The following is a 15,910-nucleotide window of genomic DNA, read 5'->3' on the forward strand; positions in this document are numbered from 1 at the left end:
CTCGCCCATGCGGTTTGGCAGCCGCACTGGTTTGCGCGCCAGCAGAACACGGGCGGGACGCCCGTGCCACTCGACCCAATCGCGGTTTTCAGGTTTATTTCGGCTGCTCGATCGCGATGACTTTGCCGTCCTTGAACTGCACGCGGGCTATTTCCTCAATGCGCGTGCGGTAAACCGGCTCGTGGATGGGCACGTAATAGGCAATCCAGCGTTTCGACTGGGCATCGTAGGTCATGTGACGGCGATAACCGACAAAATGCGTGCCGGCGTATTCCTGGTAATAATTGTTATAGATCCACGTGGTGTCCGCCCCGCCGGATGTGACCTTTTCCGTCACATGGTCAGGTTTGCCGAGCGCCATGTAAACCATGTCGATCGTGTAATCGAGCCCGACCGAGCCCTGGCGGATGCTGGCCTGCTCCTCGGGCGTGAGGGTGTCGAAAACGGCGGCCTTTTCCTTGATGCGGCTGCCGATGGTGCTGCATCCGGCAAAAACGAGCGCAAGCAGCGCAACGGCGAGCGCGGGGATGAGAGTGGTTATTTTCATAAGAAAAATGACCAGCGGAAAGCGGATGCGTTCCTCATGGCGTCGTCAAGGTCTTCCAGTTTGAGCATTTCCATTACAAATTGAACCCCTACAACCGCATCCGGCGCAGGCGGAGGGAGTTGCCGACGACACTGAGGGAACTGAGACTCATCGCCGCGGCGGCAAACATGGGATTAAGCTGCCAGCCAAAGACCGGATAGAGCAGCCCGGCCGCCAGCGGAATGCCAAGGCTGTTGTAGAAGAAGGCGAGAAAGAGATTCTGCCTGATGGAGCGCAGCGTGGCGCGGCTGAGATGAATGGCTTTCACGATGCCGCGCAGGTCGCCGCGCACGAGGACGAGGCCCGCGCTGGCCATCGCGACATCCGTGCCCGCGCCCATCGCGATGCTCACGTCGGCGGCGGCGAGCGCGGGGGCGTCGTTGAGCCCGTCGCCCGCGAAGATGACGGTCTCCCCGCGCGCCTGGTGCCCGCGCACGAGCTGCTGTTTCGAGGCGGGCGTGGCCCCGGCGTGAACGGCGTCGATCCCAAGCGGTCCCGCGATGGCGCGCGCCGCGCCTTCACGGTCGCCGGTGACCATCACGACGCGCAGCCCGAGGCGGTGCAGTTCGGCGATGGCCGCGGGCGTGGTCGGCTTCACCGTGTCGGAAAGCGCGAGCGTGGCCGCATGGCGTCCGTCGATGAGGAGGGCGACGAGGGTGGCCGAGTCTTGCGACGCGGGCGCCCCGCCCGCGGGACGGCGCTCCGCGCCTCCTTCCTCCGCGCGGGTCAGTTGTATTTGTTTTCCCGATACAATGGCGGTGACGCCGGCGCCCGGCGCGGCGGCAAAATTTTCGGCGGGAGGGAGCGCGAGCCCGCGCGCCTTTGCGGCCCCGGTGATGGCCCGGGCCAGCGGGTGCTCGCTGGGCGCCTCCGCGGCGGCGGCGAGGCGGAGCAACTCGTCCTCGGCGAGGTCGCAGCCGGGCGCGGGCACAATGCCGGTGAGCGCGGGGCGGCCCTCGGTGAGCGTGCCGGTCTTGTCGATGAGCAGGGTGCGGGCGGAGGAGAGCCGCTCCAGGGCGGCGGCATCCTTCACCAGCACGCCGGCCTGCGCGCCGCGGCCGATGCCGGTGACGAGCGCGACCGGCGTGGCCAGCCCGAGCGCGCAGGGGCACGCGATGATAAGCACGGCCACGGCGCTGAGCAGCGCGTGCGCGAACGCCGGCGCGGGCCCGAGCACGAGCCAGAGGACAAACGAAAGGGCGGACACGCCGAGCACCGCGGGCACGAACACCGCCGACACGCGGTCGGCCAGCCGCGCGATGGGCGCGTCGGTTTCCTGCGCCTCCTCGACCAGGCGGATGATTTGCGCGAGGAGCGTGTCGCGCCCCACGCGCGTGGCCCGGAAGAGAAACGCGCCGGTCGTGTTGAGCGTGCCCGCCGAGACCGCGTCGCCGGCCTTCTTTTCCACCGGCACGGGCTCGCCCGTGAGCATGGACTCGTTGACCGCGCTCGCGCCGGAAACGATGGCGCCGTCCACAGGCACCTTTTCGCCGGGACGCACGCGAAGGGTGTCGCCGGGCTGGATGGTTTCGAGCGGCACATCCTCCTCGCCTCCGTCGGCATGGACGAGATGCGCGGTGGCGGGCGCCAGAGCCATGAGCGCGCGAATGGCGGCGTCGGTGCGGGCGTGGGCGCGCTGCTCGATGATCTGTCCCAGGAGGACGAGCGTGGTGATGACGGCCGCGCCCTCGAAGTAAAGCGGCACGCCGTGCGCGGTCTGGAACGAGGGGGGCAGCGCGTCGCCGAGCAGGAGCGCGGCCGTGCTGTAAACATAGGCCGCGCCGGTGCCGGTCACGGTGAGGGTGAACATGTTGGTGTCGCGCTCGCGGATGGAGCGCCACCAGCGGCGGATGAAGAATTTTCCGCACCAGAAAAACACCGGCGTGGTGAGCGCGAATTGCAGCCAGCCGTTGAGCGCCGCGGGCGCGCCGGCGAAGAGACGGTGGAAAAACGCGGGCGCGATCATCTCGCCCATGGAGAGCACGAGCACGGGAAGCGTGAGCGCAAGCGCCACCCAGAACCGCGGCAGGAGCACGCGGGCGTCGGGCAGGCCCATGTAAACGGGCGCGTCGGACGGAGGCGCGCCGGTGTGATCGGTGTTTTTGTTTCCGGCGGGATCGCTGCAGTGGTCGGGCATGATGGTTAAATCTAGTGATACGCCGCGCGCGCCGCAACCCCTCGCTGAACGCGTCCGGCCGGGCGCAACCGTAGCACAGGCATCCTTGCCTGCCATCGTTATTTTATCGCGCGAAGCGCGGCTTTTTTGGAGTCACCGGCGCTTCGCGCCTTTGTTTTCGACGGCATATAGGATGCCCGCACCACGGATCATAAAATAATCCAGCTTTATCAGAATCCCATCCATTGCCATTCGCGCTCCCGATGGATAATATCAGTCAAACTTTCACCTCTCATGCCATCCGTCACCGTCACCCGCGAGACCCTTGTCATTCCCACCTACCTGCCGCACGCGCCGGACAAAAACCCGATGTTTCTGGAAAAGCGCGTCTATCAGGGCAGCAGCGGCAAAGTTTATCCGCTGCCGTTCACCGACCGCATCGCGCAGGAAAAAACCGACGAACGCTGGGAGGCCGTCCATATCGAAAACGAGTTCGTGCGCGTGACCGTGCTGCCGCAACTCGGCGGGCGCATCCATGCCGGCCTCGACAAGACCAACGGCTACGATTTTTTCTACCGGCAAAACGTCATCAAGCCCGCGCTGGTCGGCCTTGCCGGCCCGTGGATCTCGGGCGGCGTGGAGTTCAACTGGCCGCAGCATCACCGCCCCTCGACCTTCATGCCGGCGGACGTGTCGGTCGAGTCGCACCCGGACGGCTCGCGCACCGTCTGGATGAGCGAGCACGAGCCGCTCAACCGCATGAAGGGCATGCACGGCGTCCGCCTGTATCCGGATAAAAACTACATCGAGCTGAGGGCGCGCGTTTACAACGGCACGCCGGGCGCGCAGACCTTCCTCTGGTGGGCCAACGTCGGCGTGCGCGCGCACGCGCTCTACCAGTCGGTGTTTCCGCCCGACGTGCATTACGTGGCCGACCACGCGAAGCGCGCGATGAGCGGGTTTCCGCTCTGCCGCGGGCATTATTACGGCGTCGATTACGGCGCGCGCGCCGGCCGCAAAACCGCGCACGGCTACGCGGCCAACGACCTTTCGTGGTATGGCAACATCCCCGTCCCCACCTCCTACATGTGCATGGGCACGGGCGAGGATTTCTTCGGCGGCTACGACCACGCGCGCGAGGCCGGTGTCATCCACATCGCGAACCATCACATCTCGCCCGGAAAAAAACAATGGGTGTGGGGCAACGCCGGATTCGGCCACGCCTGGGACCGGCACCTGACCGACCACGACGAAAACGGCGAATGCGCGCCGTATGTCGAGCTGATGGCCGGCGTTTACACCGACAACCAGCCCGACTTCGCCTGGCTCATGCCGGGCGAGACGAAGACTTGGAGCCAGTATTGGTATCCGGTGCAAAAAATCGGCCCCGCGCAAAAGGCGAACCTCGACGCCGCCGCGAGCCTGCGCGTTGACGCGAAACGCGGCACCGCACGCATCGGCGTATCCGTTTCTTCACTACAAACCGGGGCCCGCGTGCGCCTGCTGGCGAAAGACCGGCTCGTGTGCGAGTTCACCCGCGACCTCGCCCCGGACCAGCCGCTCGTCGAGGAGATCAAACTGCCGCGCGCGCGCCGGCTCAGGGAAACCGACCTGCGCCTCGTCGTGTGCGCCGCCGGCGGCCGCGAACTCATCGCCCATTCCCCCAAGGCGCCGCCGCAAAAGAAAACCGTGCCGCCGCCCGCGACCGAGCCGCCGCTGCCCGCCGGCATTACGAACAACGACGAACTTTACGTGACGGGGCTTCACCTCGAACAGTATCGCCACGCCACGCGGCACCCCGAGCCTTACTGGCGCGAGGCGTTGCGCCGCGACCCGGGCGACTCGCGCTGTCACAACGCCCTTGGCCGCTGGCACCTGCGGCGCGGCGAACTTGCTGAGGCGGAGGCGCACTTCCGCGCCGCCATCGGGCGGCTGACGCGCCGCAACCCGAATCCCTGCGACGGCGAGCCGTGGTACAACCTCGGCCTGACCCTGCGCATGCGCGCCGAACGTGTCGCGTGTGTCCCCGCCGTGGGATCGTGTGGCATGGGCGTCTCGCCCATGTTGACGGCGCTCCGCGCCGCGGACGCAAGCCCACGGGCGAGTCGAGCGCGCCACGCAGCCCGCGCCGCCGCCGCTCCGCTGCTCGACGAAGCCTATGCGTTTTTCTACAAGGCCACTTGGAACCACGCGTGGCAGGCGGCCGGCTTTCACGCGCTGGCGGAGCTCGATTGCCTGCGCGGCGACTGGACGGCGGCGCTCGATCATCTCGACCGCGCGCTGCGCGTGAACACCGACAACCTCAAGGCCCGCGACCTGCGCGCGATCGTGCTGCGCAAGCTCGGCCGCGACGACGAGGCCGACGCGCAACTCCGCGACACGCTCGCGCTCGACCCGCTCGACTGGTGGGCGCGTTTCCTCAACGGCGAGCCGCTTTCCTGCGACATGCAAACGCGGCTCGACCTCGCGCTGGACTTCGCGCGCGCGGGCCTGTTTGCCGACGCGCTCGCGGTGCTGGAAGCCCGTGCCACTGGGAGCGCCGGCATCTTGCCGGCAGACGACGCGCAGCGTCGCCACATGGGCGGGCCGCCCATGCCACGCAACCCGCACGGGCTGGAAGCCCGTGCCACAACGGACGGCACCGCGCCGCTCGTGGTGTATTACCGCGCATGGCTGTGCGCGAGGCTCGGCCGCGCGGCCGAAACGCGGCGGCACCTCGCGGCGGCGGCCAAGGCGCCGCCGGATTACTGCTTCCCCGCGCGCCCGGAGGAAATCGCGATCCTGGAGTTCGCCATGCGCGAAAATCCGCGCGACGCCCGCGCCCCGTATTATCTGGGCAACCTGCTCTACGACCGCCGCCGCTTCGCCGACGCGATCGCGCTCTGGGAAAAATCCGCGCGGCTCGACCCGGCATTCTCCATCGTGTGGCGCAACCTCGGCATCGGCTGGTTCAACATCGCCGGGAAACCCGCGAAGGCGCGCGCGGCCTACGAGCGCGCCTTCAAGGCCGATCCGCGCGATGCGCGCTTGTTGTTCGAACGCGACCAGCTCTGGAAACGCATGGGCGAATCGCCCGCGCGTCGGCTGCGCGAGTTGGAACGCCATCCCGCGCTCACGAGCCGGCGCGACGACCTCTCGGTCGAGCTTTGCGCGCTGTATAATCAGGCGGGCGCGCCGGAAAAGGCGCTGCGGATTCTGGAATCGCGCCAGTTCCAGCCGTGGGAAGGCGGCGAGGGCCAGACGCTGGCGCAATACGCGCGGGCCGGCCTGCTGCTCGCCCGCGCGGCGCTGGACCGGGGCGATGCGCGCGGCGCGCGGCGGCGCTTGGAAAGCGTGCTCAATCCGCCGGAAAATCTCGGCGAAAACTGGCACCCGCTCGCGAATGGCAGCGAGATCTGGCATTGGCTCGGCGAGGCGTGCGCGATGGCGGGCGATGCGGCGGCGGCCAGAAAATACTGGCGGCAGGCCGCGGAGTTTCGCGGCGACTTTCAGGAGATGAGCGTGCGCGCGTTTTCGGAAATGACGTATTTCTCCGCGCTCGCGCTGCGCAGGCTCGGACGCGAAAAGGAGGCGGCCGACCTGTTGCGCGGCCTGCTCGCCCATGCGCGCGCGCTGGCGAAGGAGCAGGCAAAAATCGACTATTTCGCCACGTCGCTGCCGACGATGCTGCTTTTCGAGGACGACTTGCAGGCGCGCCAGGAAACCAAGGCCGCCTACATGGAGGCGCAGGCCCTGCACGGCCTCGGCAGGACGGCGGAGGCGAAGCGGCTGTTCGCAAAGGTGGCCAGACGCGACGCGAATTTCCCGTGGAGGATGATATGAGCGAATGGCGTGACACCATTTCCCAATGAAAAACACCTTTCAGACGGAGGGCCGAGCTCCTGCGAGGCCGTTGCCGGAAAACGGTGCGCATGACCGCAACGGCCTCGCAGGAGCTCGGCCCTCCATGAGGGTGAATCTCGTTTGGAAATGGCATGACAGGCATGCAGGGGCTTCGCTGGCGAAGCCCGTTCGCCAAGGGTTCTCGTTGCGGAATCCGCCCTTTGGTTTTTTCGCCGTCGCATGGGTTTTCTTTTTCAGCGTGCTCCCGGTCCCGGGCTTCGCAAGCGAAACCCCTGCTATTTTTCCTATGAACTCCTCCGATTTCACGATTTCTCTCGCCGGCGAATGGCGCGTACGCGCCACGGCGGAACGCACGGGCAATAACGACGGCGCGCCATTTCAAGCCGACGCCGTCGTGCGCCTGCCGGGCGCGCTGGCCGCGCAAGGCGTGGGCGAGGAAATCTCCGTCAACACGCCGTGGGTCGGGAGCATCTTCGACCCCGCGTGGTTCACCGAGCCGGAATACGCGCGCTGGCGCGTGCCGGGAAACATCAAGGTGCCGTTCTGGTTGCAGCCGGAGAAGTATTTTCGCGGCGTGGCGCGTTATGAGCGCGAGGTGGAGATTCCCGGCTCCTGGGCCGGGCGGCGCGTGGTGCTCGCGCTGGAGCGCGCGCATTGGGCGACGCGCGTCTGGATCGACGGGCGCGAGGCGGGACGCAACGACAGCCTGAGCACGCCGCACGAATACGACCTGGGCGCGGGCCTCGCCGCCGGCAAACACACGCTCGCCATCGAGGTGGACAACACCGTGGTGATCGATGTGGGACCCAACTCGCACAGCATCAGCGATCACACGCAAGGCAACTGGAACGGCGTCATCGGGCGCATCGAGTTGGTGGCGACCGCGACGGCATGGCTCGACGAGGTGCAGGTTTTCCCGAGCGTGGCGGCGCGCTCCGCGAGGGTGCGCGGACGCGTGGGCGGGGCGGAGACGCTGTCCGCCGGCGCCGTGGCCCGGGTGCGCGTCGAAAAACAAACGGCGGACGGAAGCCCCGGCGACGCGGCGCAGGCCCGCACTGCGGCGATCGGAAAAAACGGCGTCTTCGAGATCGAATGCCCGCTCGGTGCGGACGCCGAATTGTGGGATGAATTTAATCCGGCATTGTATCGCGCGGTGGTGTCGCTGGAGAACGGCGAAGCGCGCGCGGTCACCTTCGGCCTGCGCGAAGTCGGGACGGAAGGCACGCAGATCACGGTGAACGGGCGGCGCGTGTTTTTGCGCGGCACGCTGGAATGTGCGGCGTGGCCGCTCACCGGTTATCCGCCGGCGGATGTGGAATCGTGGCGGCGCATGCTGCGCGCGGCGCGGGCGCACGGGTTGAATCACATCCGGTTTCATTCGTGGTGCCCGCCCGAGGCGGCGTTCGTGGCGGGCGACGAGCTGGGTTTTTATTTCCAAATCGAGGTGGCGTCATGGCCGAACCAAGGCACGACGGTGGGCGACGGCGGCGCGCAGGACGCGTGGCTGGTGCGCGAGGCCGACCGCATCGTGCGCGCCTACGGGAGTCATCCGTCGTTCATGTTTTTCGCGGCTGGCAACGAGCCCGGCGGGCCGCACAGCGCGGCGTGGCTGACGTATTGGGTGGAGCGCATGAAGGCGCTCGACTCGCGGCGGCTGCACACCTGCTCGGCAGGCTGGCCGGAAATAGCGGCCAGCCAGTATCACGTCACGCACTGGCCGCGCACGCACCAGTGGCTGGACAACCTCAAGTCGCGCCTCAACGCGCTGCCGCCGGAAACGCGCACCGATTACCGCGACTTCATCGGCAAACGCGCCGTGCCCGTGGTGAGCCACGAAATCGGCCAGTGGTGCGTGTATCCCAACTTCGACGAGATGCCGAAATACACCGGCGTGATGAAGCCGCGAAACTTCGAGATTTTTCGCGAGACGCTCGCGGAGCACGGCATGGCCGGGCAGGCGCGCGAATTTCTGCACGCGTCGGGGAAATTGCAGGTTTTGTGTTACAAGGAGGAAATCGAGTCGGCGCTGCGCACGCCGGGCATGGGCGGGTTCCAGTTGCTCGGGTTGAGCGACTTCCCGGGGCAGGGCACGGCGCTGGTCGGCGTGCTGGACGCATTTTGGGAGGAAAAAGGCTACGTCGCCCCGGAGGAATGGCGAAGGTTCTGCGCCGGCACCGTGCCGCTGGCGCGCTTGGAACGGCGCGTGTTCGAGGCCGGCGACGAGTTGCGCGCGGAGATCGAGCTGGCGCACTACGGGCCGGCGGCGCTGGAAAAGGCCGTGGTGAAATGGAGGCTGGTGACCGGCAACGGAAGCGCCGTCACGGAAGGACGCCTGACCCCGCCGCAGGCGGTGGCAACCGGCGCGCTGACCGCGCTTGGGCGTGTGGAGGTGACGCTGGACGAGTCCATGCTCGCGGACGGCGGCGCGGCGCGAAAGCTGACGCTGGTCGTGTCGGTCGAGGACGGAGACGGAGGCGCGCGCGCCGAAAACGACTGGGATGTCTGGTTGTATCCAAAAAATGGATCGGCAGTGCGCGCCCCCGGCGCCGCGCCGCGCGACGCGGTGCTGGTTTGCAGCGAGTTCGACGCCGCGGCCGAGGCGGCGCTGCGCGAAGGCGGGGCTGTGCTGCTGGCCATCCCGCCGGAGCGCGTGCGCGGCGATGCGAAGCACGGGCGCGTGGAACTCGGTTTCACGAGCATTTTCTGGAACACATCCTGGTCGAACCGGCAGGCTCCGCACACGCTCGGGATCTTGTGCGATCCCGCGCACCCGGCGCTGGCGGGCTTCCCGACGGAATCGCACAGCAACTGGCAATGGTGGCATGTCGTGAGCCGCGCGTCCGCCATGATCCTCGATGAGCTGCCGCCGGAGCTGCGCCCGGTGATACAGGTGGTGGACGACTGGTTCACGCACCGGAAGCTCGCGCTGGCCTTCGAGTGCCGTGTCGGCGCGGGCCGGCTGCTGGTGTGCAGCGTCGATTTGCGCGAAGCAGACGGTGCGAATCCGGTCGTCCGGCAATTGCGCGCGAGCTTGCTGCGTTACGCGGCGGGCGCGGATTTCGCGCCGCGGGTGGAACTGGCGGCGGAGCAGGTGCGCGACCTGTTCACCCGCCGCTGAACATTTTTCGTCCGCGAGAACGCGTCCCCGGAGTCCCGCGCGCCAGACGGGTTCACAAGTTCTTCCCGCGGCAATAGGTCCGCAGGATGTCGAGGAAATTGTGCACCAGAGGGGAGGTTTCGTCCTTTCTCCAGATGGCGTGCAATTCGATCAGCAAATCCTTGCCCGTCTCCTTCAAGGGCCGGAAGGTGATTCCCTTGTAGGAGTGCAGGGTGACGACCTCAGGGGCGATGGAGAGCTCCTGCCCGCTCGCGATCATGGCGATGCCATTGTCGAAGGAGGTCACGTATTTTAACGGCGGCATTTTGACGGCGCGATTCCGGAAAAGATCGCGCAACGCCTCCTCGTGCCGCGAGTTCTTTATGTTCCCAAACGCCAGCAGCCGTTCCCGGGTCAGATCGGACAACGAAATCCAGCGCTTGCGCGCGAGCCGGTGGTCCGTGCCCAGCAGCACCTCAAGTGGCTTTTTATAAACCAGAAAATGCCGCGTGCCGGTCAGGATGTTCTTTTCGAAACTGGCCGCGAAACCGATCTGGATTTCCCGGGTTTGCAGGATGTCCGCCGCCTGCCGGTTGATATCCATCTCGGTCAATTCCACCTCGACCGCCGGATAGCGCTCGCGAAAGATCTTCAGGCTGTCCGGGATAAAGCCGTACGACAGCAGGCCGACATTGCCGATGCGCAGCGTGCCCCGCCTGCCTTTGGCCGCCTCCCTCACCGCCGTGGCGGCGCGTTCGGCCTTTTCCAGCACCTGCCGCGCCTCCTCCAGCAGGATCTCCCCGGCCGCCGTGAGCGTCACCGACATGGTGTCCCGCTCGAACAAACGCGCGTTGAGGAGCCCCTCCAAATCCTTGATCTGCACGCTCAGCGTCGGCGCCGAGACGTGCAGCCGCTCCGCCGCCCGCCGGAAATTCAATGCCTCGGCCACGGCCACGAAATACCGGAAATGCCTCAGTTCCATCCCGCCAACCATTAGGTATAAGCTAACAGCGTGCAAACAACAAAGTAATTCCCGTTTTGCTCCCCCGCTGGTATTCTCCGCTCCCTTCCCGGCGGCGATCGGCGGCGCCCGCGCAAGGCAACACATCATGAAGAAAAATCATCATTTCATCTCCAGCAGGCTGGACGGCACGCAAGACCCTCGAGGCACGCCGCCGCGCGCCCGGCCCGATCGCAAGACGGCCGAGGCCGCATTCAAACAACCCGCGTCTTCCACCCTCGTCCCCTTCCAGGCCATGGCCCGCATTGCCCGCGAGTGCGGCCTGCCCGACGACAGTAGCATCACCCTGCTCACGCTGATGACCGCCAGCCGCGTCGTGAACGCCCGGCTCGGAGTCATGTTCAAGGCGCTGGACACCTCGGAGGTCAAAATCTCCACCTTGATCACGCTGCTCGCGCTCGATCCCGCCCCGGCCATCCAGACCGATCTGGCCGGGTGCGCCCAAGTCAGCCGCACCACCATGACCGACACCATCGACGCGATGGCCGCCGACGGCCTGGTGACCCGCCACTCCGCCCCGGGTGACCGCCGGGCGCAGAACATCCGCCTGACCCCGGACGGACGGGTCTTCGCGCGCCACATCGTGCAGCCCCTGCTCATGATCCTGCACGAGTGCGCCGCCACGCTCACCCCGCAGGAACGCTGCCGACTGGCCCGGACCTGCACCCGGATTTGCGAGTATTTTTCCACTTCGTCCTGACCTCTTTTCCACTCCACACCATGCTGTCCAAACTTGTCCTTCCCCTGGCCGTTCTCGGCTCCCTCCTGCTGGCCGGCTGCCGGCAATCCGCGCCCGTCGGCGCGCCCGCCGGCCATCCGCTCGAAGTCGGCGTCGTCACGCTCGGCACCGCCCCCGTCGCGCAAACCCGCGAGCTGCCCGGCCGCACCGCCGCGCATCGCATCGCGCAGGTCCGGGCGCGGGTCAACGGCATCGTCCAAAAACGCTTCTTCACCGAGGGCGCCGACGTGCGGGAGGGCGAACTGCTCTACCAGATCGACCCGGCCCCGTATCAGGCCGTGCTCGACAGCGCCCGGGCCAGCCTCGCCCGCGCCGAGGCCAACCTGACGACGGCCCGGCTCCAGGCCGCCCGCTTCAAGGAACTCGTCGCCGTGCAGGCCGTCAGCCAGCAGCAATACGACGATGCGGTCGCCGCCGTCGGCGCCGGCACGGCCGAGGTGGCCGCCGCCCGCGCCGCCATCACCTCGGCGGAGATCGACCTCGGCTACACGAAAGTCACCTCGCCCATCGCCGGGCGCATCGGCCTGTCCGAAGTCACCGAGGGCGCCTACGTGCAGGCGGCGCAGGCCACGCTCCTGACCACGGTCCAGCAACTCGACCCGATCTACGTCAATCTCGTGCAACCCAGCGCCGAGGTCTCGCTCCTCAAGCGCGCGCTGGAAAAAGGCATCCTGCAATCCGGCGCCGGCAGGGACGGCACGCCCGTCCGCCTCCTCCTCGAGGACGGCACCGCCTACGAGCATGCGGGCGCGCTCCAGTTTTCCGATGTCACCGTGGACCGCGCGACCGGCTCCGTCACCCTGCGCGTCCTCTTCCCCAACCCCCGGGGCGATCTTCTGCCGGGCATGTTCGTGCGCGCCCGCTTCGACGAGGGCGTCAATCCGGAGACGCTGCTGGCCCCGCAGCAGGGCGTCGGCCGCAACTACCGCGGCCAGCCCACCGCCTGGGTGGTGACGCCGGACGGCAAGGCCGAGAATCGCGTCATCGAGACCGGGCCCACGCACGGCGACCAGTGGATCGTCACCGGCGGACTCAAGCCGGGAGACCGGGTCATTGTCACCAATCTCCAGCGTATCCGTGCGGGCACTACCGTGATTCCCGTCCCGTGGGAAAAGGCCGAAGGACCGCAGGACTGAAGGCTGAAAGAAAAACCTTTCCACCCGTCCCGCCGCACGTCGCATCACCCACCCGTTTTCAGCTTTTCCCATCATGGCCAAATTTTTCATCGACCGCCCGGTTTTCGCCTGGGTCATCGCCATCCTTCTCATGGGCGCGGGCCTGCTCGCCATCCGCACCCTGCCCGTCGCCCAGTATCCCGACATCGCCTCGCCGCAGGTGGAGATCGCCGCCTCCTATCCCGGCGCCTCGGCCGAGACGGTGCAGAACACCGTGGCCCAGGTCATCGAGCAGAACCTCACCGGCATCGACCACATCCGCTACATGGAGACGCGCAGCGACTCCGACGGCAACATCACCATCACGATCACCTTCAACAACGAGGCCGATCCCGACATCGCGCAGGTGCAGGTGCAGAACAAACTCCAGCTCGCCATGCCGCTGCTGCCGCAGGAAGTCCAGCAACTCGGTGTCACGGTCAAGAAATCCGTCCGCAATTTTCTCATCGCCTACGCCTTCTACTCGGAGGACGGCTCGCTCAACCGGGACGACATTTCCGATTTTCTTCACGCCAATCTCAAGGAGCCCGTCAGCCGCATCCCCGGCGTCGGCGATGTCATGGTCGCCGGCAGCCAGTATGCCATGCGCATCTGGCTCAACGCCGACCAGATGACCAACTACAACATCTCCGTCGCCGAGATCGCCGCCGCGCTGGAGGCGCAAAACGCGCAGGTCTCCGCCGGCCAGTTCGGCGGGGCGCCGGCCGTTCCCGGCCAGCGGCTCAACGCCAACATCACCATCCGCACCCGCCTGCAAAATCCCGGGGATTTCGAGAAGGTGCTCCTCCGGGTCAACGAGGACGGCTCCCGCGTGCGCCTCGGCGATGTCGCCCGCATCGAGCTCGGCAGCGAAACAGCATCCATCGCCGGCTTCTACAACGGCCATGCCGCCACCAGCGGGCTCCTCATCAAGCCGGCCACGGGCGCCAACGCGCTGGAAACGGTCGGGCTGCTCAACGACTACATCGCCTCGCAGCAGCCGTTTTTCCCCGGCGGCTTGAAATACACCGCCGCCTATGACACTTCGCCCTTTGTGCGGCTTTCCATCGAGGAGGTCGTCAAGACGCTGGTCGAGGCCATCGTCCTCGTGTTCCTCGTCATGTATCTGTTTTTGCAGAACATCCGGGCCACGATCATCCCGACCATCACCGTGCCGGTCGTGCTGCTGGGCACCTTCGCGGTGATGGCCGCGTGCGGATTCACCATCAACACCCTCACCCTCTTCGGCATGGTGCTGGCCATCGGCCTGCTGGTGGACGACGCCATCGTCGTGGTCGAGAACGTCGAGCGCGTGATGAACGAGGAGGGCCTGTCGCCGCGGGAGGCCACGCGAAAATCCATGGGGCAGATCACCGGGGCGCTCGTCGGCATCGCGCTCGTGCTCTCCGCAGTGTTCCTGCCCATGGCGTTTTTCGGCGGCGCCACCGGCATCATCTACCGGCAGTTCTCCATCACCATCGCCTCGGCCATGGCGCTCTCGGTCTTCATCGCCGTCACCCTCACGCCCGCCCTGTGCGCGACCCTGCTCAAGCCCATTCCCAAGGGGCGCCACGAAGTGAAACGCGGGTTCTTCGGCTGGTTCAACCGCGCCTTCAGCCGCGGCACCGATCTCTATGCCGGCAGCGTGCGCCACATGGTTCGCCGCTGGGGCCGCTCGCTCGTCATCTACGCCGGCATCACCGCGCTCATGGCCTGGGTTTTCCTGCGGCTGCCCACCTCCTTCCTGCCCGACGAGGACCAGGGCGTCCTGCTGTTCCAGGCGCAACTCCCGCCGGGCTCCACCCAGGAGCAGACCAACGCGGTGCTCCGCGACGTGGAGCGCTATTTCCTGGAGGAGGAAAAGGAGGCGGTCCAGTCGGTGATGGCGGTGTCCGGATTCAGCCTCGGCGGACGCGGCCAGAATGCCGGCATGGGTTTCATCAAGCTCAAGGACTGGGAGGAGCGGCCGGGAAAAAACCTCCGGGTCGATGCCGTCGCCGGTCGCGCCATGCGGCACTTCGCCTCGCTCAAGGAAGGGAGCGTGTTTGCCTTCCCGCCGCCGGCCATCATCGAACTCGGCACCGCCAACGGCTTCGAGTTCCAGTTGATCGACCGGTCCAACCAAGGCCACGAGGCGCTCATGGAGGCCAGGGGGCAGCTTCTCGGGCTGGCCGCCGCCGACCTGGATCTGGTCAACGTCCGGCCCAACGGCTTCGACGACGTGGCCGAATACCGCCTCCACATCGACGAGGAAAAAGCCTCCGCCTTCGGCCTTTCGCTCGGCCTGGTCAACCAGACCCTCGCCGCCTCCTGGGGCTCCGCCTACATCAACGACTTCACGCACCGGGGGCGCGTCAAGAAAGTTTATCTCCAGGCCGACGCGCCCTACCGCATGGTGCCGGAGGATTTCGCGAAATGGCATGTGCCCGGCGCAGACGGCGATCCTGTTCCCGTCAGCGCCTTCACCGAGGGCGAATGGACCTTCGGCTCGCCGCTCCTCGAACGCTTCAACGGCCTGCCCTCCATCGTCATCCAGGGCGAGGCCGCGCCCGGCAAAAGTTCGGGCGACGCGATGGGCGCGATGGAAAAATTGATGGAGAAGCTCCCGCCCGGTTTCAGCCATGCTTGGACCGCGCTTTCCTACGAGGAAAAACTTTCCGGCGCGCAGGCCCCGGCGCTCTACGCCATCTCGCTCGCCATCGTGTTTCTCTGCCTGGCGGCGCTCTACGAAAGCTGGTCGGTGCCCTTCTCCGTCATGCTCGTGGTGCCGCTCGGCATCGTCGGCGCGGTGCTCGCCGTCTGGCTGCGCGGGTTCAACAGCGACGTGTATTTCCAGGTCGGCCTCATCACCACCGTCGGCCTCTCGGCCAAGAACGCCATCCTCATCGTCGAGTTCGCCAAGGCCGCCTACGACCAGGGCACGGACCTGATCGAGGCCACCGTCCATGCCGCCCGGCAGCGCCTGCGGCCCATCCTGATGACCTCGCTCGCCTTCGGCTTCGGCGTGCTCCCGCTCGCCATCGCCAGCGGCGCGGGCTCCGGCTCGCAGAACGCCATCGGCACCAGCGTGCTCGGCGGCATCATCACCGCCACCGTCCTGGCGATCTTCCTCATCCCGGTGTTCTTCGTGACCGTCACCTGGCTCTTCCAGGGCCGCCGCCGCAAGGTCGCCGCCGCGCTCCCGACCGCGCTCCCCGAGGCTCCGGAGGCCCGGCACTGATTGGAGCATTTCCCGTTTAATTTGTCGCACCAAAAAAACTGCAGCCTGCATTCAAGGTAGGGAGGCCTCTCCGAGGCCTCCGTGATGAACGTCCCGAGCACCCATGATATTCCAACCATTTCACCACGCCCGGC

8 protein-coding genes are annotated in these 15,910 nt (G+C 66.8%); 5 read left to right on the forward strand and 3 right to left on the reverse strand.

From position 1 onward, the window contains the following. Positions 1 to 94 precede the first annotated feature (94 nt). Complete coding sequence (locus OH491_RS10765) at positions 95 to 547, reverse strand: hypothetical protein (RefSeq protein ID WP_068771406.1); 453 nt, start codon at positions 545 to 547, stop codon at positions 95 to 97. An 88-nt stretch (positions 548 to 635) separates the two neighbouring features. Next, positions 636 to 2,723, reverse strand: a complete 2,088-nt coding sequence (locus tag OH491_RS10770; RefSeq protein WP_068771405.1) for a copper-translocating P-type ATPase — start codon at positions 2,721 to 2,723, stop codon at positions 636 to 638. A 273-nt stretch (positions 2,724 to 2,996) separates the two neighbouring features. Between OH491_RS10770 and OH491_RS10775 the strand changes: the two genes are divergently transcribed. Both OH491_RS10775 and OH491_RS10780 read left to right on the forward strand, forming a co-directional pair. Further along, entirely contained in the window at positions 2,997 to 6,524 is a 3,528-nt protein-coding gene (locus tag OH491_RS10775; RefSeq protein ID WP_068771404.1) for a DUF5107 domain-containing protein, read from the forward strand. A 307-nt stretch (positions 6,525 to 6,831) separates the two neighbouring features. Next, positions 6,832 to 9,663 carry a sugar-binding domain-containing protein gene (locus tag OH491_RS10780; protein ID WP_084442378.1) on the forward strand — a complete coding sequence of 944 codons (2,832 nt, stop codon included), beginning with the start codon at positions 6,832 to 6,834 and terminating at the stop codon, positions 9,661 to 9,663. A gap of 52 nt (positions 9,664 to 9,715) precedes the next feature. Here OH491_RS10780 and OH491_RS10785 read toward each other — a convergent pair whose 3' ends face one another. Then, positions 9,716 to 10,624, reverse strand: coding sequence for a LysR substrate-binding domain-containing protein (locus tag OH491_RS10785; protein WP_068771652.1), 909 nt, complete (start codon positions 10,622 to 10,624; stop codon positions 9,716 to 9,718). Positions 10,625 to 10,751: 127 nt separating this feature from the next. Between OH491_RS10785 and OH491_RS10790 the strand changes: the two genes are divergently transcribed. The 3 genes from OH491_RS10790 to OH491_RS10800 all read left to right on the forward strand — a co-directional run bounded on the left by OH491_RS10790 (position 10,752) and on the right by OH491_RS10800 (position 15,776). Continuing rightward, complete coding sequence (locus OH491_RS10790) at positions 10,752 to 11,363, forward strand: MarR family winged helix-turn-helix transcriptional regulator (protein ID WP_068771403.1); 612 nt, start codon at positions 10,752 to 10,754, stop codon at positions 11,361 to 11,363. A 20-nt stretch (positions 11,364 to 11,383) separates the two neighbouring features. Then, positions 11,384 to 12,538 (forward strand): efflux RND transporter periplasmic adaptor subunit, encoded by a 1,155-nt coding sequence (locus tag OH491_RS10795; RefSeq protein WP_084442377.1) that lies wholly within the window; start codon positions 11,384 to 11,386, stop codon positions 12,536 to 12,538. A 73-nt stretch (positions 12,539 to 12,611) separates the two neighbouring features. Then, positions 12,612 to 15,776, forward strand: a complete 3,165-nt coding sequence (locus tag OH491_RS10800) for an efflux RND transporter permease subunit (RefSeq protein ID WP_342751015.1) — start codon at positions 12,612 to 12,614, stop codon at positions 15,774 to 15,776. Positions 15,777 to 15,910: the final 134 nt, after the last annotated feature.

Origin of the sequence: Termitidicoccus mucosus (assembly GCF_038725785.1) — a bacterium.
Taxonomy (GTDB): Bacteria; Verrucomicrobiota; Verrucomicrobiia; order Opitutales; family Opitutaceae; genus Termitidicoccus; species Termitidicoccus mucosus.

What these genes read in the sequence shown, in the direction of transcription:
- OH491_RS10765 (WP_068771406.1), bottom strand. Translation starts at nt 547, where the DNA reads ATGAAAATAACCACTCTCATCCCCGCGCTCGCCGTTGCGCTGCTTGCG.
- OH491_RS10770 (WP_068771405.1), bottom strand. Translation starts at nt 2,723, where the DNA reads ATGCCCGACCACTGCAGCGATCCCGCCGGAAACAAAAACACCGATCAC.
- OH491_RS10775 (WP_068771404.1), top strand. Translation starts at nt 2,997, where the DNA reads ATGCCATCCGTCACCGTCACCCGCGAGACCCTTGTCATTCCCACCTAC.
- OH491_RS10780 (WP_084442378.1), top strand. Translation starts at nt 6,832, where the DNA reads ATGAACTCCTCCGATTTCACGATTTCTCTCGCCGGCGAATGGCGCGTA.
- OH491_RS10785 (WP_068771652.1), bottom strand. Translation starts at nt 10,624, where the DNA reads ATGGAACTGAGGCATTTCCGGTATTTCGTGGCCGTGGCCGAGGCATTG.
- OH491_RS10790 (WP_068771403.1), top strand. Translation starts at nt 10,752, where the DNA reads ATGAAGAAAAATCATCATTTCATCTCCAGCAGGCTGGACGGCACGCAA.
- OH491_RS10795 (WP_084442377.1), top strand. Translation starts at nt 11,384, where the DNA reads ATGCTGTCCAAACTTGTCCTTCCCCTGGCCGTTCTCGGCTCCCTCCTG.
- OH491_RS10800 (WP_342751015.1), top strand. Translation starts at nt 12,612, where the DNA reads ATGGCCAAATTTTTCATCGACCGCCCGGTTTTCGCCTGGGTCATCGCC.